The following is an 18,292-nucleotide window of genomic DNA, read 5'->3' on the forward strand; positions in this document are numbered from 1 at the left end:
CCGCGCGACGGTGAGCAGGGTGGAGATGCGGTCGGCCAGGGCCACCGCATCTGCTTTCCACACCGTTTCGCTGTCCACACACCAAGATTACCGGCATCCGAACGCGCGTTCATCACTCGATCAGGTGGAACACGGCAGACGCGGCAGGGGCATCGTTGCGTGGGGAATCGGCGCTCTCGCACCGAGCGGAAGGCAACAACACGAAGCGCCGATTTCCTACGCCCCGGCGAAGCCGTATCTGTAAAACTAGATCGGATCAAGCCCAAGCCCACCCGCAAGTCTTCCTGCGACTCGGCCAGCCGAGCGATGGCGGGCCTCGACCGGCCGGCAGACGACACCTTGGCCGGAACCCTCGCGCGCCCCGGGGAAACGGCCGGCGACGCGGTCGCCGAGGTGCAGGGCGGCCCCGTCAACCTCCGGCGACCGACGGGATGATCTGCACCTCGCCGCGGTCGCGCAACGCCGCCGATGGGCCGCCGCGGTGGCGGCACTCCTCGCCGTCGACGTAGAAGTTGACGTAGCGGCGCAGCCCCGCCTGCTCGTCGCGCAACCGCCGCTCCAGCGCCGGGTACCGCTGCGCGAGCACGTCGAGCAGGGCGCCCAGCGTGGCCGGCTCGCCGATCTCGACCTCGAGGCGGGACTCGCCGCCGGCTTTCTCCCGCAGGGTTCCGGGTACCAGCACGGTGATCCGCACGGTCACACCGTCGCGGCGCGGACGCTCAGCACGTCCGGCAGGTGCGAGACGACCAGCTCCCAGCTGTCGCCGTCGTCCCGGCTGGCGTAGACGTCGCCGGTCCGCGAGCCGAAGTAGATCCCGGCCGGGTCGGCGTCGTCGGCGCACATCGCGTCGCGCATCACGCCGGCCCAGTAGCCGTCCGGCAGACCGGAACCCACGGCCTCCCACGACTTCCCGGCGTCCTCGCTGCGGTAGACCCGGCACCGGCCTTCGGGCGGGAAGCGCATGGCGTCGGCGGTCAGCGGGAACGTGTAGATCACCTCGGGCCGGTGCGGGTGGACGACCATCGGGAAGCCGAAGTCGCTGGGCAGGCCGTCGGCGATGGACTGCCAGCTCGCCCCGGCGTCGTCGCTGCGGTAGACGCCGTGGTGCACCTGCGCGAAGAACCGGTCCGGCGCGCTCGGGTGCATCGCGACCTTGTGCACGCAGTGGCCGTACTCGGGGTACGGGTCGGGCACGTGCACCGCCTTGATGCCGGTGTTGCTGGCGTGCCAGGACGCGCCGCCGTCTTCGGTGCGGTAGACGCCGCCGGTCGACATCGCCACGGTGACGCGGCCCGGCTCGACCGGGTCCGGGAGCACCGTGTGGATCGCCTTGCCGCCGCCCCCGGGCGTCCAGTGCTCGCGGTGCGGGTGGTCCCACAGGCCGCGGACCAGCTCGAAGGTGCGGCCGCCGTCGGCCGACCGGAACAGCGCGGACGGCTCGGTGCCGGCGTAGACGACGTCCGGCTCGCTCGCCGGCCCGGGCACGAGCTGCCAAGCGCGGACGAGGGATTCGGCGGTGTCCGGCGGGAACGCGATGGGGGCGTGGTCGGGCTCCTGCCAGGTGGCGCCCAGGTCGTCGCTGGTGGCGACGCTCGGCCCGAAGTGCTCGCTGGTGACCCCGGCGAGCAGCCGCGGCGCCGACCGGCGCGTGTCGATGCCGACCGCGTACACCTCGGTCATCGGGTGGTGGGGGCCGGTCACCTCCCAGCTCGTGCGGCCGTCCGGGCTGGTCGCCAGCCACAGACCCTTGCGCGTACCGATCGCGAGCAGAACGGACATCGAGCACCTTCCTCCCAGTGACCCGCGTCACAGTACTCTCCCGGAAAAATCTCCGGAGCAAAATGTCGAACGCCGCGAGCGGCCGATCGACGCGGGGGTGAAGGCCGGTCGACGAGCCCGGGAGGACCCGGGCCCCGGCCGACGAGAACAGGGAGAACGACCATGCGTTTCCTCATGATGCACCGGGTCGACGAGAACGACCCGCAGGCGTGGAACCCCAGCCCGGAGTTCATGCAGAAGATGGGCGGGTTCATCCAGGAGTCGGCCGAGAAGGGCATCCTGATCACCGCCGAGGGCGTCCACAAGTCGGACAAGGGTGCGCTGGTCCGCAAGCCGCGCGGCGCGGCGATCCGCGTCACCGACGGGCCCTTCGCCGAGGCGAAGGAGGTCATCGGCGGGTTCGCGCTGATCAACGCCGCCGACCAGGCCGAGGCGGTCGAGTTCGCCAAGGAGTACGCCGAGCTGTTCGACCTCGAGATCGAGGTCGAGGTGCGCCAGGTCGTCGAGTTCGACGACCTGCCGGCGCAGGACTGACGGCCGCCGGTGGCGCTAGGCTGGCCGGGAACCGACTCTGGGGGTAGAGCGATGTTCCTGGTCACCGGCGCCACCGGCAACGTCGGCGCGGAAGTGGTTGCGGCACTGGCGAAAGCGGGTGAGCCGGTCCGGGCGCTGGTGCGCCGGCCGGACGCCGTGCTGCCGGACGGCGCCGAGGCCGTCGTAGGCGATCTCAACGATCCCGCCGGTCTGGACGACGCGCTTGAGGGCGTCGACGGGGTCTTCCTGTTGCCGGGCTATCAGGACATGCCCGGCATGTTGGCGAAGGCGCGTGACGCGGGCGTTCGCCGGATCGTGCTGCTGTCCGGTGGCTCGGCGGCGCTGGAAAACCTGGACAACGCGGTCTCGGCGTACATGACCCTCGCCGAACGCGCGGTCCGCGAGTCGGGGCTGGACTGGACGTTCCTGCGCCCGCGCGCGTTCATGGCGAACGCGCTGCGCTGGCTCCCGCAGCTACGCGAAGGCGACACGGTCCGCGCGCAGTTCCCGCACGTCGCGGCCGCGTCCATCGACCCGGCGGACATCGCCGCGGTGGCGGCGCGGGCGCTCGTCGGCGGTCACGAAGGGCAGATCCACGAGCTGACCGGCCCGGTGGCGCTGCGGCCCGCCGACCAGGTCGCGGTGCTGGCCGAGGTGCTCGGCCGGAAGCTCGAGTTCGTCGGGCTGACGGACGACGAGACGCGCGCCGAGCTGGAGGCGAGCATGCCGCGAGAGTACGTCGAAGCGTTCTGGGACTTCTACGTCGGCAGGACGCTGGACGAAGCGACGGTGTACCCGACGGTGGCCGAGGTGACGGGCCGGCCCGCCCGCACGTTCACCGACTGGGCCGAGGCGCACGCGAACGCGTTTTCCTGACAGCTCCCGGACAGTTCCGGCGGGCCGTTGTGCTCCGCCGGGTGTCACGCCAAGGTGGACCCGGCCGGGAGGGGGAGCGTGAGCGATAAGGAGCGGGCGCGGGTGGATCTTTCCGCGGTCCTGGGGGTGGTGCTCGCCGTCCCGGTGGTCGCCAGCAGCCTGCTGGTGCTGGGCCTGCTCGGGAAGCTGGTCTGGCCGGCGTACTTCTGGGTGCCGCCGGCCGGCTGGGCGCTGGCCGGCGCGATCACGTTCGTCCCCGTCTACGAGCACCTCGTGCTGTCCGTGCTGCTCAAGATGCGCGAACCCAGCCAACGTGAGCTGACGTGGCTCACGCCGAGCTGGGCCGCCGTCTGCGACGCGGCGGGGGTCGACGGCGGCCGCTACCGGTTGTGGGTCGAGCCGTCGCGCGAGCTCAACGCCTTCGCCGCCGGGGGCCGGACCGTCGCGGTGACCCGGGCCGCCCTCGACCTCGAGCGTCCCGGGCTGGAAGCGATCCTCGCCCACGAGCTGGGCCACCACCTGTCCGGGCACACGCGGGCCACGCTGCTGGTCCACTGGCTCGAGCTGCCGGCCCGGGTGCTGTCCCGCCTGGTCCGGCTGATCGCCTGGGTCGTGCCGCACGTCGGCCGCGTGTTCCGCTCCTTCGGCCGGTCGGCCGAAGTGCTGGTCACGGTGCTGCTCAGCCTGGGCGTCCTCACCGCACTCGCGTTCCTCGACCCGTGGCTGCTGCTGACGCCGCTGCTCGGCCCGGTGCTCGCCTGGTCGAAGCGGCTCGGCGAGTACCGGGCCGACCGGATGGCGGCGCGGCTGGGGTACGGCCGGGAGCTGGTGCTGCTGCTCAAGGCGTGGAACCTGCGGGACCGCGGCGACGAGCGCCGGCTGTGGTCCCGGCTGATGGCCGGGCACCCCGCCCACATCGACCGGGTCAAGCGGCTGAAGGACCTCGGCGTCAGGTTGTGAGCACGGTGAGCACGACCTTGCCCGCCGCGCGTCCCGCGTGGAGGTGGCCGATCGCGGCGGCGGCGTCGGCGAGGGGGTACGTCCGGTCGAGCGCCGGCGTGAGCTGCCCGGCCTCGATCAGGTCCCGCAGGTCGTGGAGGTCCGCTCCGCGCACGCGGGAGACGAGCCCGCGCAACCGGTGCCGGACGAACGGGTTGAGCAGCGCGGCCCGGAACACCCGCTGGATGCCGCCGAGCCACTTGCCGCCGTTCTCGCCGCCGACGATCACGAGCGTGCCGCGCGGGGTCAGCGCCCGGCGCAGGGCGGTCAGCGAGCGCAGGCCCGCGGTGTCGACGATCAAGTCGTACCGCTGCGCCGGGACGTCTTCGCGGGTGTAGTCGACGACGTGTTCGGCGCCGAGCGTGCGGACCAGGTCCGTCTTGGCGGTGCTGCAGACTCCCGTGACGTCCGCGCCGAACGCCTTGGCCAGCTGGACCGCGAAGGTGCCGACACCGCCCGCCGCCCCGATGACCAGGACACGTTGCCCGGGCCGGACGCGGCCCACGTCGCGCACGGCCTGCAGGGCGGTGCCGCCGGAAACCAGGACGGCCGCCGCTTGCTCGAAGGAAAGGCGGGCGGGTTTCGCCGCGACGAGGTCCTGCTTCGCGACGGCGTACTCGGCGAACGCGCCTTCGCAGACGCCGAACACCTCGTCACCCGGCCGGACTCGCGAGACGCCGTCGCCGACCTCCTCGACCGTCCCGGCGAAGTCGAGGCCCCGCACCGGCAGCTTCGGCCGGCGCAGCCCGAAACCCAGCAGGCGCAGCAGGTACGGGTGCCCGGTGGTCAGGTGCCACACGCCCGGGTCGACGCCGGCCGCGTGCACGCGCACGAGGACCTCGCCGTCGCCGGGCGACGGTCTTTCGGCGTCGCGGAACTCGAGGACGTCCGGGCTGCCGTAGCGGTCATGGACGATCGCTTTCATGGTGACTCCTCCGGGTACTGGAACACTTCTTCGAGCGGGACTCCGAACACGTGCGCGAGCTGGAACGCCATCTCGAGCGAGGGCGAATAGCGGCCCTGCTCGATCGCGATGACGGTCTGGCGGGTGACGCCGATCCGGCCGGCGAGGTCGGCCTGGGTCATCTGGCCGTGCGCGAACCGGAGGGCGCGGAGCGAGTTGGTGACGCGGGTCGGTTTCACCACGGCTGGAAGCCCCGGCGATAGGCGAAGATCCGGGCGACCGACCCGAGGATCGCCGAGAGCGTGAAGGCCAGGTAGACGGCATTGGCGATCCAGAAGTGCGGCGCCTCGGCCATGGCCAGCAGCAGCGCCGCGACGGCGCCGATGACGACGAACGAGTGGCCGACGTACTCGCCGAACCGGCCGATCTCGCGGTCGCGCTGGTCCTTCCCACCGTCCTTCGAGACCATCGCGGCGAGGATGCTCGCGACGATCGTGGCGACGATGGACGCGCCGACCGTCCAGAGCAGGGTCGCGACGTAGGGGACTTCGGCCAGCGGGCGCTCGCCGGCCCTGCCGAGGATCACCACCAGATACACCGCGTAACTCGCTATCGCGGCTATCCCGAGGATCCAGGCGCGCTTCTCTTCGTGGGTCACCAGCTCAAGGTAAAACAAACCAGACACCATGTCAAAGTTTCTTGACATGAGAAAATGCCGGGCGAGGGTGTCCAAGACGTCGCGGGCCGTTCGTAGTGCTGGCGTACGGCAACCGAGCCACCGGAGGAATCCCGTGAAGTACCTGATGCTGATCAACGCCTCGCTCGACGCGGACGGCGCGCCCACCGGCTGCAGCACGCCCGAGGACTGGATGCTGTTCGACAAGGCCATGAAAGACGCCGGCGTCCACGTCGGCGGGAACTCGCTCGCCGACTTCACCACCGCCGCCGCGGTCCGCGTCGACGAGAGTGGCGAGCGGATCGTCACCGATGGGCCGTTCGCGGAGTCGCGGGAGGTGCTCGGCGGCTACTTCGTCGTCGACGTGCCGGACTTCGACGTCGCGCTCGACTGGGCGGCGCGCTGCCCGGGCGCCCGCGACGGCGGGCACATCGTGGTCCGGCCGCTCGCTTCCTACGGGGACTGACGGTGGTGGAGGGGCGGGCGTCGGTCGAGGCTGTTTTCCGGGAGGAGCGCGGGCTGTTGCTCGCCGCGCTCGTCCGCCGGTTCGGCGACCTCGACCTGGCCGAGGAGGTGACGTCGGAGGCGATCGAGGCCGCGCTGGTGCACTGGCCTGCCGAAGGCGTGCCGCCGAAGCCGGGTGCCTGGCTGATGACGACGGCGCGGCGCAAGGCCGTCGACCGGCTGCGCCGCGACCAGGCCTACGCGGCCCGGCTCGCGGTGCTGCAGGTCGAGGCCGACCGCGCGGCGCCCGCCCCGCTCGCCGACGGCGGCCTGCCGGACGAACGGCTCCAGCTGTTCTTCACCTGCGCCCACCCGGCGTTGCCCGCCGAGGACCGCACGGCGCTGACCCTGCGCTGCCTGGCCGGCCTGACGACGCCGGAGGTGGCGCGCGCGTTCCTGGTGCCCAGCGCGACGATGGGCAAGCGGATCGTGCGGGCGAAGAACCGGATCCGCGCGGCCCGCATCCCGTTCCGGGTGCCGGACGCCGCCGAGCTGCCGGGGCGGCTGCCGGGAGTGCTCCAGGTCGTCTACTCGATCTTCACCGAGGGGTACGCGGCCAGTTCGGGCCCGGCTCTGCAGCGGCTCGACCTGGCGGAAGAGGCGATCCGGCTGGCCCGCATCCTGCGCCGGCTGCTGCCGGGGGAGCGGGAGGTCGCGGGGCTGCTGGCGCTGATGCTCCTGATCCACGCGCGCCGCGACGCCCGCACAGGCCCGGACGGCGACCTGGTGCTGCTCGACGACCAGGACCGCGGCCGCTGGGACCGCGCGATGATCGCGGAGGGGACTTCGCTGGTCGACGTCGCCCTGACGGGCGGACCACCGGGCCTGTACGGCGTCCAGGCGGCGATCGCGGCCCTGCACGACGAGGCCGCGGACGTGGCGGGCACGGACTGGCCGCAGATCGTGGGGTTGTACGACGTGCTGCGCGGGCTGGCGCCGTCCCCGGTGGTGGAGCTGAACCGCTCGGTGGCGGTGGCGATGAGGGACGGCCCGGCGGCGGGTCTCGCGCTGCTCGACGCGCTGGCGGAGGAGCCACGGTTGCGGGAGTACAGCCCGTTTCCCGCGGCGCGGGGTGACCTCCTCGCCCGCTTGGGCCGGGCCGCCGAGGCTTCGGCGGCCTACCGTGCGGCCTTGGCCTTGGCGGGGACGGAACCCGAGCGGGCCCACCTGCGCCGCCGTCTTGCTGCCTGCGCAAAGCCGTGAAGGCCTCCTTCACGGCTTTCGAGCCGGGGTAGCGGCGGCCCCCGGAAGGTCGCGAATCAGTCATTGGCGGCGTCGGAGGTCGCGAATGAGTCATTCGCGACGCTCGCGGGCCTGGAATCGACCCGGCGCGCGATCGCCCGGAACTGTCGGTGGCCGCCGGTAAGCTGGATACCGGGGGCCGGAGGCATACACCGCGCATCGACACCACGCGCGATCGTCGCGGTCTACGCAGGGGTGCGCAGTGCCGCCACCGCCGGGGCGAACATCGTCGCCTTGATCGCGCCCAGTGTGCCGCGGTCCTTGCCCGCCAACGCCTCGACCCGCTCGGAAGCCATCTTCACCACGTCACCCTCGGCCGCGATCTCGTCCACGAGACCCACCGCCAAAGCTTCGGAGCCGCCGAACCGGCGTCCCGTTGTCATCGACGCGATCGCCGCCGCCGGCGTCAGCTTGGCCTGGATCAGCCCCGCCATTCCCGGCGTGAACGGGATGTTGATGTCCGCCTCCGGGAAGCAGAAGTACCCGCGATCGCTTCGCATCACGCGGAAGTCGTGGGCCATCGCCAGCATCGCGCCCGCGCCGAACGCGTGGCCGTTGACCGCCGCGACCGTCGGGACCGGCAGCGTCAGCACGCGTGCGAACAGCTCCTGCACCTCGGCGACGTACTTCGCTGCCTGGTCCCCGTTGGCCATGAGCCAGTCGAGGTCGAGGCCGTTCGAGTAGAACTTCCCGCCGCCGGTGGTCACCAGTGCATCGGAGACACCGTCCAAAAAGGAATGCGCGCGCTGCAGCCAGTCCGGCGAGAAGCGGTTCTCGTCGTCGCCCAAATCGAACACGGAGACAGTCACGGTCGGTCCTTTTCTCGAGGGGGCACGGTCAGCACGGCTCGCACGGCGGCGGCCAGCCGCTCCCGCACCAGGGGATCGGTGATGTCGCGCCGGAAGAACGCGGTCGGCAGGTCGACGACGCAGGTGGTGATCACCTCGACGGCCAGGCCGTCGCCGCGGTCCCACACCTGACGCGCGAGCCGCACGAGCAGCGCCACCAGGCGTTTGTCCAGCGCGTGCAGGGCGTCGGCCAGCTCGTCGGGCAACTCGGGCCCGAACAGCCGGTCCGCCTTGACGCGCAGCAGCATTCGCGCCCCGTCGGGACGCACCGAAGCGAATGCGGCCGGCGTGTCGGCCGCCGCGACGACAGCGTCGACAGGGGTGGCAGCGGAGTCCACGAACGAGGTCTGCAGGTCCAGGAACGCGGTCGCTGCCCGCAGCCAGACCTGGGCCAGCAGCGCGCTGAGTGAGCCGAACGCGTGGTAGATCGTCCCGTTCGGTACGCCCGCGGCCGCCGCCAAGCCACGCACGGTGACCTCTCCCGACGACGCGACCAGCCGTTCGGCGACGTCGAGGAGCGCGTCGAGGTCGTGGACGCGGGGGCGGGGCATGCCGCGACCGTAACAGAACGTCTGCTCCAAAACCAGGGCGGTAAGCTGTCGCCGTGGAGATCTGGGTCAACCCGGCGTGCTCGAAGTGCCGGTCCGCCGTGTCGCTGTTGGACGAAGCCGGCGCGCGGTACACCGTGCGCCGCTACCTCGAGGACCCGCCGACCGTGGCGGAGCTCGAAGCCGTGCTCAAGCGCCTCGGCCTCGAACCGTGGGACATCACGCGCACCGCCGAGCCGGTCGCGAAGGAGCTCGGCCTCAAGACGTGGGGCCGCACCGACGCGGACCGGCCGAAGTGGATCGAGGCTCTCAGCAAGCACCCCAAGCTGATCCAGCGCCCGATCATCACGGCCGACGACGGCACGACGGTCGTCGCCCGCGACCCGGAAACGGTGCGCTCGGTCCTTTAGGGCTCGGTCCTCTAAGGAATGTGACCGTCCCGAGGGAGCAGCGGGACGTCGAGGGGCACCGTCTCCGGGTACTTGATCCCGGCGCCGGTGTTCAAGACCACGACGTCCTCGTCGCCGGACAGCCACCCAGACTCGCGCAGGTGCCGCAACGCGGCGAAGCACGCGCCGCCCTCCGGGCAGATGAAGGTCCCCTCAAAAGTGGTCAGTTCCCGTTGCGCCGCAAGCAGTTCCTCGTCGGTGACGGCGACGGCCGTGCCATCGGTGGCGTACACGGCGTCGAGCACGAGGAAGTCACCCAGCGCCTTGGGCACGGTGATGCCGAAGGCGACCGTCCGCGCGTTCGGGAACGAAGTGCTCTCACGGGCGCCCTGCGAGAACGCCGAGACGATCGGCGCGCACCCGGTGGCCTGCACCGCCACCAATCGAGGCAACGGACCGGAAACCCAGCCGAGCGCGAGCATTTCCAGCAAGGCCTTGTAGATCCCGATGATCCCGACCCCGCCGCCGGTCGGGTAGAGGATCACGTCGGGCAGCCGCCAGCCGAACTGCTCGGCGATCTCGTACCCCATCGTCTTCTTGCCCTCGATGCGGTACGGCTCCTTCAGCGTCGAAACGTCCTGCACACCCGGACGACGCGGAACCGCCGCCGCCACGAGCTTGCCCGCGTCGCCGATGAGACCGTCCACCCGGTACAGCTCGGCGCCCGCGGCGACGCACTCGCGCATGGTGATCGCGGGGGCGTCGTCCGGCATCGCGATCAGGCTCGAGAGGCCCGCGCGCGCCGCGTACAGCGCCCACGCCGCGCCCGCGTTGCCGTTCGTCGGCATCGCGATCCCGCCCACGCCCAGCTCCGCCGCCCGTGACACGCCGACCGCGGCGCCGCGCGCCTTGAACGTGCCGGTCGGGACCAGGCCTTCGTCCTTCATCCACAGCCGCGAAAGCCCCAGCTCACGGCCATAACGCGGCAGGCGCAGCAACGGCGTCATGCCCTCGCCCAGGCTCACGACCCGCTCGGGCGAGCGCACCGGCAGCACCTCGTGGTAGCGCCAGAGCGTCGGCTCGCGCCCGGAGATCTCCTTCGGCGTCACGGCTTCGCGGACGCCGTCGAGGTCGTACCGCGCCAGCAGCGGCGCACCCGACGGCGAGAGGCCCTGGACCGCGTCGGCGTCGAAGCGCTCGCCGGTCCGGGAGCATTCGAGGTGGCTGAGGAACGAGTACGGCACGGCGCCTCCGGTCAGAATCGGCGGGTGAAAGGCAGCGGACGCCGCATCCGGACCAGCAGCAGGAGCGGCACCAGGACGTAGGGCAGGTTGAACGCGAGGAACTTCGCCGGGTTGCCGGTGCGCGTCGCCGGGTCGCCGAAGAACTCGACGCCGAACACGACGACCCCGGTCAGCGTGACGATCATCGTCGCGTAGATCACCGACGGCAGCTGGATCCAGTTGCGGCCGGTCAAGAGCGCGAACACCAGCACGACGTAGAACGGCATGTAGACGAACGCCGAAAGCCCGGTGACGATCCGCGTCCAGTCCGGCGGGTGCATGAACAGCGCGTCGGCGTCGTGGGCGTACCAGTAGTTCGAGTTGACGAAGAAGTTGTCCGACGGCTTCGAGAAGTCGACACCGACCGTCGGCAGCAGGTCGCTGATCAGCGACGTCACCGTGAAGGCCGAGAACAGCACCGCGAAGAACACGTCGATCTTCCGGTCCCGCAGCGGCAGGTTCATGGAGTCGATCCTAGGTCCTATTGTGGGCGCATGGACGCGCTGCGGGTCTGCCTGTACGTCTTCGCCGGAGTGACGCTCGGCACCTGGCTGGTGTCCGTGCTGACCAGGGAGTACTCCTGGGTCGACCGGATCTGGTCGATCGTCCCGGTCGCCTACGTGGCGATCTTCGCCGGCGCGGCCGGGTTCGCCGACGCGCGCCTCGACGTGATGTTCGCGCTGGTCACCTTGTGGGGGATCCGGCTGACGTTCAACTTCGCCCGGAAGGGTGGTTACGCCCGCGGCGGCGAGGACTACCGGTGGGCCGTGCTGCGGGAAAAGCTCGCGCCCTGGCAGTTCCAGGTGTTCAACTTCTTCTTCATCTCGCTCTACCAGAACGCGATCCTGCTGCTGATCACGCTCCCGGCGCTGACGGCGCTCGACCACCAGGGCTCGTTCGGCGTGGCGGACGTCGTCGTCGCGGTGATCTTCGCCGGGTTCCTCGTCGGGGAGACCGTCGCCGACCAGCAGCAGTGGGTGTTCCACCGGGAGAAGCACGCGGGCCGCGCGTCGACGCGGTTCCTCCAGGAAGGGCTGTTCCGCTACTCGCGGCACCCGAACTTCTTCTTCGAGCAGGCGCAGTGGTGGGCGGTCGCGGCGTTCGGCATCGTCGCGGGCGGTCCGCAGTGGACGGTCGCCGGCGCGGTGCTGCTCACGCTGCTGTTCGTCGGGTCGACGAAGTTCACCGAGAGCATCACGAAGTCGCGGTACCCCGAGTACGCCGACTACCAGCGCCGGGTGTCCGCGGTGGTCCCGTGGCCGCCGAAGCGCGAAGCCGTCCGCGGATGACGGTCGTCGCCGCGCTCCAGGTCGGCACGGGCGTCGCCGTGGAGCGGATCCTGGAGTTCGAGAACGAGATCCGCGGTGCCTCGCTGGTGGTGCTCCCCGAAGCCGTCCTCGGCGGGTACCCGGGCCGGACGCCGTTCCCCGAGTACTTCCGCGCGGCGGTGGCGGTACCGGGGCCCGAGACGACCGCGCTGGCCGGTCTCGCGGCGCGCACGGGCGCGAGCCTGGTCGTCGGCGTGATCGAGCGGGACGGCTCCACGCTGTACAGCACGGCGGTGTTCTTCGACCCCGACCTCGGGCTGGTGGCGAAGCACCGGAAGCTGGTCCCGACGGAGCGGGAACGGCTCTTCTGGGGCCGCGGCGACGGCTCGACGCTCCCGGCGGTGCCGACGGCGGCGGGCCTGGCGGGCGCGGCGATCTGCTGGGAGAACCACATGCCGCTGCTGCGCGCGGCGATGTACACGAAGGGCGTCGAGATCTGGTGCGCCCCGACGGCGGACGACCGCGACGTCTGGCAGGCGTCGATGCGCCACATCGCCGACGAGGGCCGGTGTTTCGTGATCTCGGCCTGCCCGTACGAGGCGGAAGGCGACGACCCGTTCCGCGGCGGCAGCGTGATCGTCGGCCCGCTGGGAGACGTGCTGGCGGGCCCGCTGCGCGAGGCCGAAGGCCTGATCACGGCGGAGATCGACCTGGCGGAGGTCGTGGCGGCGCGCAAGAGCCTCGACGTCTCGGGGCACTACTCGCGCCCGGACGTCTTCGCGCTGACCGTGGACGAGCGTCCCCGCGACGGCGTCACCTTCCTGCGCTGAGGACGCTGTCGCAGGACTGTGACACGGTGATCGCCTTCCGTGGACATCGGCTCGCCAGGGTGAGCCGCATGCGAAGTCGATCTCTGTTCTTCGGTGTCGTGCTCGCGCTGACCGCGCCCCTCGTCGCCGCCGCTCCGGCGCAGGCGATCCTGGGCGGCACCGAGTCCGCGCGGGCCTACTCGTTCATGGGTTCGTTCCAGCCGGCGTTCCCACGGCCACCGCGCCCCGACGGACACGGGTGCGGCGTGGAAGTCCTGGCGCCGCACTGGGTGTTGACCGCCAGCCACTGCGCGGGCAAGAACCCGACCAACGCGCGCGTGGGCGTCCCGCGCGGCTGGAAAGTCCGGGTCGGGTCGCTCGACACGACGTCCGGTGGGGAGGTCGCCGAGGTCGACCACTACTACCGGCTGGCGACGAGTGGCGACGAGGGCGGGTTCTGGGGCAAGGACCTCGCGCTGATGCACCTGCGGACCCCGGTGAAGGCGCGGCCGCTGCGGATCGCGACGGCCACGCCGGCGGACAACGCGCCGGTCCGCATCCTCGGCTGGGGGATGAGCTGCGAGGACGTCGGGGATCCGGCGTGCTTCCCGCCGCGGCTGCGGGAGGCCGACACCGTCGTGCAGCCGATCTCGGTGTGCCCGGTGGCCGCGCCCGGCGAGCTCTGCGTCGGCAGCCGCGACGGCAGCGTCGCCGCGGGCAACATGGACTCCGGCGGCCCGGCCCTGGTCCGCGACGGCGACGGCTGGGCGCTGGCCGGCGTCGTCAGCGGCCCGGCCGGGGACAAGCTGCCGACGCTCTACACCGACGTCACCCGCCACGCCGACTGGATCAAAGGCATCATCAGCGGCGCCCACGTGCCGCCGGACGACGTGATCCCGGACGTCGAGGGCGCGGTGGAGCTGAACGGCTGCGTCGGCTCGGTGGTCCGCACGCCCACGTCCCGCCCGCATGACCCGGCGTTGCTGCTCACGAACGGGCACTGCGTCCAGGGCGAGCGCCCGGCGCCGGGTGCCGCGCTGGTGGACCGGCCCGCGGACTTCGAAGCGCCGATCGCCGACCACCAGGGCTATCCGAAGGTGACGCCGCGCGCGAACCGCCTGCTCTACGCGACGATGACCGGCACCGACATCGCGCTGTACCGCCTGGACAAGACGTATGCGCAGCTGTCCACCGCCAAGGTCTTCCGGCTGACGTCGTCGCCGATGCGCGCGGGCGACGTACTGGCGATGGCCTACACCAGCACCCGGCTCCACTGCACCGCCGAGGCCGTCGTGCCGCACCTGCGTGAGGGCGGCTACCAGCAGGACAACGCGATCCGGTACGCGACGAGCCCGGACTGCGCGCCCTGGCACGGGACGTCCGGGTCGGCGCTGCTGGCCCCGGACGGCGTGACGGTCGTGGGCATCCACAACACGCACAACGACGCGGGCGAGCAGTGCACGGCCGACAACCCGTGCGAGGTGGGCGCGGACGGGTCGGTGACTTCGGTCGAGGGACGGGGTTACGGCCAGCAGGTGTCCGGAATCGCGGCCTGCGTGGGCCAGGGGTCGAAGCTGGACCTGACCCGCCCGGGCTGCGCGCTCACCCGGGGATGACCGCGGACGGCGTCACCTCGCGGGAGGTGACGCCGTCCCTTGGATTCAGACCGCCAAGCGACCGCCGTCCACGGGGAGGATCGCGCCCTGGACGAAGCTCGATCCCTCCGTCACCAGGAACGCGATCGCCGCCGCGATCTCCTCCGGCGCCGCCGTCCGCCCGGCCGGGCCCGCCGCGGCGAGCTCGTCCAGGCCGTCGCCGAACACCGCCGTGCCTTCGGTGCGCGTCGGGCCGGGGCTGACGGCGTTGACGCGCACCCCGGACGGCCCGAACTCCGCCGCCCACGCCTTCGTCATCAGCTCGACCGCCGCCTTCGACGAGCCGTAGAGCGCCATGCCCGCCATGCCCCGCGTCGCGACCATCGTGGACACGTTGACGATCGCACCGTGGCCGCGCGCGGCCATCTCCGGTGCCAGCTCGGCGGTGAGGAAGAACGGCACCTTCACGTTCGTCTCGTAAACGCGGTCGAAGTCGGCCTCGGCCGTGTCCGAAGTGGACCCGGTGGGGAAGATCCCGGCGTTGTTGACCAGCACGTCGACGTGGCCACCCACTTCACGGGCCCGCGCGGCCAGCGAGCGCGCCGACGACGCGTCCGTCAGGTCGGCCGCGACGAAGTCGGCCTTGCCGCCGGATTCCCGGATCCGCGAGACGACCTCCGCCCCGCGCGCCGCGTCCCGGCCGGACAGCACGACGTGGGCGCCGAGCCCGGCCAGCGCGACCGCCGTCGCCCGCCCGATCCCGCTGGTTCCGCCGGTCACCAGGGCCGTGGTCCCGGACAGTCCTTCAGTCATCACTCACTCCTCGCGACCGAGGTGTTTCCCCGGTCACCGGGTGCAAGGACGAGCACCGCCAAGGACTTCCGAAACCGCGTTCGGCGCTGCTTATGCCCGCGATTCGCCGCGCCGATGGTCTTCCAGTGCGGCGACGAACTTCGCGAGGTCGCGGCGGTGCGACGCCGCCGGCCACACGGCCCAGGTCCGCCGCACGATCGGGTTTCCCGCCAGCGGCAGCCAGCGGACCGTGTCCGGCATCGGGTACGGCCACTCGGGCGGCGCGAAGGCGTAGGCCCCGCCGGCGCTGACCGCCGGGATCTTGAGCTCGACGATCAGCCGCTGGTCCTCCGGCACCTCCGGGCCGACGTCGAGGCCGTGGCTGCGCAGCGTCGCCGCCAGCTCGTCGTACCAGGCCGGGCTGCCCGCGCGGGGGAAGGCGAACCAGTCGAGCCCGGCCAGCTTCTCCAGCCGGACCGGTGAACCCAGCTTCTCCGCCAGGTCGGCCGCCAGCAGGACGCCGACGTTCTCCTCGACGACGAGCAGCGCGTCGAGGTCCGGCCCCGCCGGGCGCTCACGCACCAGCCCGACGTCCAGCTCGTCCGCCCGCAGGCCCGCCACCTGGGCGACCGACGACAGGTGGCGGGCCTGCACCCGCGTGTCCGGGCAGGCCTCCGCCAGCTGCTCGAGGGCCGACGGCAGCAGCTCGGGCGGCAGTTCGAGCGGGATGCCGACGCGCAACACGCCGCCGCCGGTCTTCGTGTGCCGGGCCATGGCGGCGACGGCCTGGTCGTGGCGCGCCAGCACCGCGCGGGACTCGCCCAGCAGCGTCGTGCCGGCGTCGGTCACCTGGACGCCGGTGCTGGTGCGGACCAGCAGCTGGACGCCGAGGCGGCGTTCGAGCGCGGTGATCGTCTGGGAGAGCGCCGGCTGGCTCACGTGCAGCTGCCGTGCCGCCTTCGACATCGTGCCCGCCTCGACGACCGCCACGAACGCCCGCAGCTCGCGGATCTCCATCAGCGTGCCCACCGGATCGGCAGCGACTTCAGGCCGTTCTGGAAGTTCGACCGCAGCCGCACCGGGTCGCCGGCGAGCGACACTTCGCCCAGCAGATCGAGCACGGCGCCGAACATCGCCCGCATCTGCACGCGAGCGAGGTGCGAGCCGAGGCAGAAGTGCGGGCCGTGGCCGAAGGTCAGGTGGTCGTTGGGGGTTCGTCCGACGTCGAACGCGTCGGGGTCGTCGAACACGCTTTCGTCGCGGTTGGCCGCGGAGAACCAGACCACCACCTTGTCCCCGGCCCGGATGTCCACATCGGACAGCCGGACGTCGGAAGCGGCCGTCCGCCGGAAGTTCATCACCGGCGTCCACCAGCGCAGCATCTCTTCGACGGCGGACGGCAGCAGCGACCGGTCGGCCAGCAGCCGCCGGTACTGGGCGGGGTGCGAGAGCAGTGCCAGCATCCCGCCGGGCAGGCCGTTGCGCAGCGTTTCGTTGCCCGCCACGGAAAACAGCCAGAAGAGGTTCTCGAACTCGGCGAGCGAGACGCGCCCGCCGTCGTCGCCGACGTGCCGCATCAGGTTGCTCATGACGTCGTCGCCCGGGTGCTCGCGCTTGTACTCGCCGAGGGCGTTCGCGTAGGCGTAGAGATCCGGCATGCCGGCGCGCGTGCGCGGGTCCGGCATCGACCCGTCCGGGCCGGGGGACGGCCGGACGGCGAGCGCGGCCCGCGCGAGGTCGCTCACCTCGGAGACGGAGACGGTCGAGCTGACCGCGTACTCGGCGTCCTGGTAGCCGATGACCCGGCTGCTCCAGTCGTACATCAACCGCCGGTCCTCCTCCGGCACGCCGAACACCGCGGCGAGGGTGAGCAGCGGCAGGTCGGCGGCCACCTTGGCGAAGTCGCACTCGCCCCGCTCGGCGACGGTGGCGACGAGGTCCCGCGCCGACGTCTCGATCCGCTCGGTCAGCTTCGCGATGGCCCGCGGCGTGAACGCCTTGGTGAGCAGCCCACGCAGCCTGCCGTGCTCCGGCGGGTCCATGTTGAGCATCATCCGCCGCACGTACGCGAGGTCGGCCGCGGAAGCCGGGTCGCGGATCTGCGTCCCGCCGAGCTGCGAGGAGAACACCCCGGGATCACGCAGGACGCGCCGCACGTCGGCGTGCCGCAGCACGGCCCAGAAGTCGTCGACGCGCACCACCGGCGACGCGCGCCGCAGCCGCGCCAGCTCGTCGTACGGGACACCGCGCACGTAGGTGTCCGGATCGGTGATCCCCACAGCTTGGACCCTAGCCGCGCCCACCGACACTTTGGCAGGCTGCTCCGATGGACACGCTGAACATGCGCACCGGCGGCCAGGGCGAACCGGCCGTCCTCCTGCTGCACGGCCTGGGCGCGACCGGCACCGTGTGGGCCCACCTCTCTGTGCAGCTCGACCGGCGCGTCCTGGTCCCGGACCTGCCGGGCCACGGCCCGTCCGCGCCGCTGCCGCACTACAGCTTCGAGACGCTCGCCTCGGCCGTCTCGCGGGCGCTGCCCGACCGGAGGCCGCTGGTCGTCGCCGGGCACTCGCTCGGCGGGGTGCTCGCGCTCGAACTGGCCTCCGGCCGCTACGACGTCGAAGTCCAGGGCGTGCTCGCCCTCGGCGTGAAGGTCGAGTGGACCCAGGACGACCTGGGCCGTGCGGCGACGTTCGCGGCCAAGCCGTCGCGGGTGTTCGAGACGCGTGTGGACGCCGAACAGGCCTACCTGAAGGTGTCCGGGCTGCTCGGCATCGCGCCCGCGGACCCGGCCGGGCTTCGCGAGACCGAGGGAGGTTGGCGTCTCGCGATGGACCCGGCCGCGTTCGGCGTCGGCGCACCGGACATGCCGGCGCTGCTCGCCGCGGCGCGGTGCCCGGTCGTGCTGGCGGCGGGCGAGAACGACCCGATGAGCCGTCCCGACCAGCTGCGTGCGCTGGACCCGGACGCGGTCACGCTCGCCGGTCTCGGGCACAACGCCCACGTCGAGGACCCAGCCGCCGTACGCGCCCTGTTGAAGCGCTTCGGCGTCTGAAGGCTCGGGTGCAGCCGTCGTACCCCATGCGACGGCTGCTCCGAACCCCTCGCCACCACCGGACCCGAGAAAGCCTAGGAAACCGTGGTGTACGTGGGCCTGTACTCGTCACCCGGACCGTCGTCACCCTCGGTACCTGCGGAAACGGTTATCTTCGCCGTTCGGTGGTACAGGTGAAGCGGCACGATCGG

General features: G+C 71.9%; 23 protein-coding genes. 11 read left to right on the top strand and 12 right to left on the bottom strand.

Annotation, left to right across the window (positions count from 1 at the left end; genetic code table 11):
- On the top strand, positions 1-244 hold a 244-nt coding region (locus tag AB0M59_RS47520), incomplete at its 5' end, for a hypothetical protein (protein WP_364628987.1).
- 165 nt (positions 245-409) lie between these two features.
- Here AB0M59_RS47520 and AB0M59_RS47525 read toward each other — a convergent pair.
- Positions 410-694, bottom strand: a complete 285-nt coding sequence (locus AB0M59_RS47525; RefSeq protein WP_364628990.1) for a MoaD/ThiS family protein — start codon at positions 692-694, stop codon at positions 410-412.
- A gap of 2 nt (positions 695-696) precedes the next feature.
- Positions 697-1,779 (bottom strand): exo-alpha-sialidase, encoded by a 1,083-nt coding sequence (locus tag AB0M59_RS47530; protein ID WP_364628992.1) that lies wholly within the window; start codon positions 1,777-1,779, stop codon positions 697-699.
- 162 nt (positions 1,780-1,941) lie between these two features.
- Between AB0M59_RS47530 and AB0M59_RS47535 the strand changes: the two genes are divergently transcribed.
- The 3 genes from AB0M59_RS47535 (at position 1,942) to AB0M59_RS47545 (ending at position 4,149) form a co-directional block, all read left to right on the top strand.
- Complete coding sequence (locus AB0M59_RS47535; protein ID WP_364628994.1) at positions 1,942-2,313, top strand: YciI family protein; 372 nt, start codon at positions 1,942-1,944, stop codon at positions 2,311-2,313.
- Positions 2,314-2,364: 51 nt separating this feature from the next.
- Positions 2,365-3,189 (top strand): NAD(P)H-binding protein, encoded by an 825-nt coding sequence (locus AB0M59_RS47540; protein ID WP_364628996.1) that lies wholly within the window; start codon positions 2,365-2,367, stop codon positions 3,187-3,189.
- 78 nt (positions 3,190-3,267) lie between these two features.
- Positions 3,268-4,149 carry a M48 family metalloprotease gene (locus tag AB0M59_RS47545; protein ID WP_364628999.1) on the top strand — a complete coding sequence of 294 codons (882 nt, stop codon included), beginning with the start codon at positions 3,268-3,270 and terminating at the stop codon, positions 4,147-4,149.
- On the opposite strand, the gene AB0M59_RS47550 is transcribed toward AB0M59_RS47545, so the two are convergent.
- The 3 genes from AB0M59_RS47550 to AB0M59_RS47560 are packed head-to-tail and all read right to left on the bottom strand — an operon-like array spanning position 4,139 to position 5,780.
- Positions 4,139-5,113 carry an NAD(P)-dependent alcohol dehydrogenase gene (locus AB0M59_RS47550; RefSeq protein ID WP_364629001.1) on the bottom strand — a complete coding sequence of 325 codons (975 nt, stop codon included), beginning with the start codon at positions 5,111-5,113 and terminating at the stop codon, positions 4,139-4,141. The genes AB0M59_RS47545 and AB0M59_RS47550 overlap by 11 nt on opposite strands.
- The gene (locus AB0M59_RS47555; RefSeq protein WP_364629003.1) at positions 5,110-5,334 is read right to left on the bottom strand and encodes a helix-turn-helix transcriptional regulator; all 225 of its coding nucleotides are present in this window, start codon (positions 5,332-5,334) and stop codon (positions 5,110-5,112) included. The genes AB0M59_RS47550 and AB0M59_RS47555 overlap by 4 nt, the downstream gene beginning before the upstream one ends.
- The gene (locus AB0M59_RS47560) at positions 5,328-5,780 is read right to left on the bottom strand and encodes a hypothetical protein (RefSeq protein ID WP_364629006.1); all 453 of its coding nucleotides are present in this window, start codon (positions 5,778-5,780) and stop codon (positions 5,328-5,330) included. Before AB0M59_RS47560 ends, AB0M59_RS47555 begins: the two co-directional genes overlap by 7 nt.
- A gap of 103 nt (positions 5,781-5,883) precedes the next feature.
- Here AB0M59_RS47560 and AB0M59_RS47565 point away from each other — a divergent pair, with 103 nt between their 5' ends.
- Together AB0M59_RS47565 and AB0M59_RS47570 are read left to right on the top strand one after the other, a co-directional pair.
- Entirely contained in the window at positions 5,884-6,234 is a 351-nt protein-coding gene (locus AB0M59_RS47565; RefSeq protein WP_360473120.1) for a YciI family protein, read from the top strand.
- A gap of 2 nt (positions 6,235-6,236) precedes the next feature.
- The gene (locus AB0M59_RS47570) at positions 6,237-7,475 is read left to right on the top strand and encodes a DUF6596 domain-containing protein (protein ID WP_364629008.1); all 1,239 of its coding nucleotides are present in this window, start codon (positions 6,237-6,239) and stop codon (positions 7,473-7,475) included.
- 224 nt (positions 7,476-7,699) lie between these two features.
- Here AB0M59_RS47570 and AB0M59_RS47575 read toward each other — a convergent pair whose 3' ends face one another.
- Entirely contained in the window at positions 7,700-8,323 is a 624-nt protein-coding gene (locus tag AB0M59_RS47575) for an enoyl-CoA hydratase/isomerase family protein (protein ID WP_364629011.1), read from the bottom strand.
- Positions 8,320-8,913, bottom strand: coding sequence for a TetR/AcrR family transcriptional regulator (locus AB0M59_RS47580; protein ID WP_364629014.1), 594 nt, complete (start codon positions 8,911-8,913; stop codon positions 8,320-8,322). Before AB0M59_RS47580 ends, AB0M59_RS47575 begins: the two co-directional genes overlap by 4 nt.
- A 53-nt stretch (positions 8,914-8,966) precedes the next feature.
- On the opposite strand from AB0M59_RS47580, the gene AB0M59_RS47585 reads away from it, so the two are divergent.
- Positions 8,967-9,320, top strand: a complete 354-nt coding sequence (locus AB0M59_RS47585; protein WP_364629016.1) for an arsenate reductase family protein — start codon at positions 8,967-8,969, stop codon at positions 9,318-9,320.
- Positions 9,321-9,331: 11 nt separating this feature from the next.
- Here the strand turns inward: AB0M59_RS47585 and AB0M59_RS47590 are convergent, their stop codons facing one another.
- Together AB0M59_RS47590 and AB0M59_RS47595 are read right to left on the bottom strand one after the other, a co-directional pair.
- Positions 9,332-10,543 (bottom strand): threonine synthase, encoded by a 1,212-nt coding sequence (locus tag AB0M59_RS47590; protein ID WP_364629019.1) that lies wholly within the window; start codon positions 10,541-10,543, stop codon positions 9,332-9,334.
- Between the two features lie 11 nt (positions 10,544-10,554).
- Positions 10,555-11,046 carry an emopamil-binding family protein gene (locus AB0M59_RS47595; RefSeq protein ID WP_364629022.1) on the bottom strand — a complete coding sequence of 164 codons (492 nt, stop codon included), beginning with the start codon at positions 11,044-11,046 and terminating at the stop codon, positions 10,555-10,557.
- Between the two features lie 30 nt (positions 11,047-11,076).
- Here AB0M59_RS47595 and AB0M59_RS47600 point away from each other — a divergent pair, with 30 nt between their 5' ends.
- The 3 genes from AB0M59_RS47600 (at position 11,077) to AB0M59_RS47610 (ending at position 14,275) form a co-directional block, all read left to right on the top strand.
- Positions 11,077-11,871: a DUF1295 domain-containing protein gene (locus tag AB0M59_RS47600; RefSeq protein WP_364629024.1), complete on the top strand. Its 795-nt coding sequence runs from the start codon at positions 11,077-11,079 to the stop codon at positions 11,869-11,871.
- A complete protein-coding gene (locus AB0M59_RS47605; protein ID WP_364629028.1) occupies positions 11,838-12,680 on the top strand; it encodes a carbon-nitrogen hydrolase family protein in 843 nt (280 codons plus the stop codon). Before AB0M59_RS47600 ends, AB0M59_RS47605 begins: the two co-directional genes overlap by 34 nt.
- Before the next feature lie 68 nt (positions 12,681-12,748).
- On the top strand, positions 12,749-14,275 hold the full coding sequence (locus AB0M59_RS47610; protein WP_364629031.1) for a serine protease: 1,527 nt from the start codon (positions 12,749-12,751) through the stop codon (positions 14,273-14,275).
- Between the two features lie 45 nt (positions 14,276-14,320).
- Here the strand turns inward: AB0M59_RS47610 and AB0M59_RS47615 are convergent, their stop codons facing one another.
- From AB0M59_RS47615 to AB0M59_RS47625, 3 genes are all read right to left on the bottom strand, one after another.
- Positions 14,321-15,067: an SDR family oxidoreductase gene (locus AB0M59_RS47615; RefSeq protein ID WP_364629034.1), complete on the bottom strand. Its 747-nt coding sequence runs from the start codon at positions 15,065-15,067 to the stop codon at positions 14,321-14,323.
- 90 nt (positions 15,068-15,157) lie between these two features.
- Entirely contained in the window at positions 15,158-16,075 is a 918-nt protein-coding gene (locus AB0M59_RS47620) for a LysR family transcriptional regulator (RefSeq protein ID WP_364629037.1), read from the bottom strand.
- A complete protein-coding gene (locus AB0M59_RS47625) occupies positions 16,063-17,325 on the bottom strand; it encodes a cytochrome P450 (RefSeq protein ID WP_364629040.1) in 1,263 nt (420 codons plus the stop codon). The genes AB0M59_RS47620 and AB0M59_RS47625 overlap by 13 nt, the downstream gene beginning before the upstream one ends.
- 47 nt (positions 17,326-17,372) lie before the next feature.
- On the opposite strand from AB0M59_RS47625, the gene AB0M59_RS47630 reads away from it, so the two are divergent.
- Positions 17,373-18,101, top strand: coding sequence for an alpha/beta fold hydrolase (locus AB0M59_RS47630; protein WP_364629042.1), 729 nt, complete (start codon positions 17,373-17,375; stop codon positions 18,099-18,101).
- The last annotated feature ends 191 nt before the right edge of the window (positions 18,102-18,292 follow it).

Origin of the sequence: Amycolatopsis sp. NPDC051371 (genome assembly GCF_040682155.1) — a bacterium.
Taxonomy (GTDB): domain Bacteria; phylum Actinomycetota; class Actinomycetes; order Mycobacteriales; family Pseudonocardiaceae; genus Amycolatopsis.

Coding starts and splice junctions, on each gene's coding strand:
- AB0M59_RS47630 (WP_364629042.1), top strand. CDS start 17,373: ATGGACACGCTGAACATGCGCACCGGCGGCCAGGGCGAACCGGCCGTC.
- AB0M59_RS47535 (WP_364628994.1), top strand. CDS start 1,942: ATGCGTTTCCTCATGATGCACCGGGTCGACGAGAACGACCCGCAGGCG.
- AB0M59_RS47560 (WP_364629006.1), bottom strand. CDS start 5,780: ATGGTGTCTGGTTTGTTTTACCTTGAGCTGGTGACCCACGAAGAGAAG.
- AB0M59_RS47595 (WP_364629022.1), bottom strand. CDS start 11,046: ATGAACCTGCCGCTGCGGGACCGGAAGATCGACGTGTTCTTCGCGGTG.
- AB0M59_RS47530 (WP_364628992.1), bottom strand. CDS start 1,779: ATGTCCGTTCTGCTCGCGATCGGTACGCGCAAGGGTCTGTGGCTGGCG.
- AB0M59_RS47615 (WP_364629034.1), bottom strand. CDS start 15,067: ATGACTGAAGGACTGTCCGGGACCACGGCCCTGGTGACCGGCGGAACC.
- AB0M59_RS47600 (WP_364629024.1), top strand. CDS start 11,077: ATGGACGCGCTGCGGGTCTGCCTGTACGTCTTCGCCGGAGTGACGCTC.
- AB0M59_RS47610 (WP_364629031.1), top strand. CDS start 12,749: ATGCGAAGTCGATCTCTGTTCTTCGGTGTCGTGCTCGCGCTGACCGCG.
- AB0M59_RS47540 (WP_364628996.1), top strand. CDS start 2,365: ATGTTCCTGGTCACCGGCGCCACCGGCAACGTCGGCGCGGAAGTGGTT.
- AB0M59_RS47550 (WP_364629001.1), bottom strand. CDS start 5,113: ATGAAAGCGATCGTCCATGACCGCTACGGCAGCCCGGACGTCCTCGAG.
- AB0M59_RS47580 (WP_364629014.1), bottom strand. CDS start 8,913: ATGCCCCGCCCCCGCGTCCACGACCTCGACGCGCTCCTCGACGTCGCC.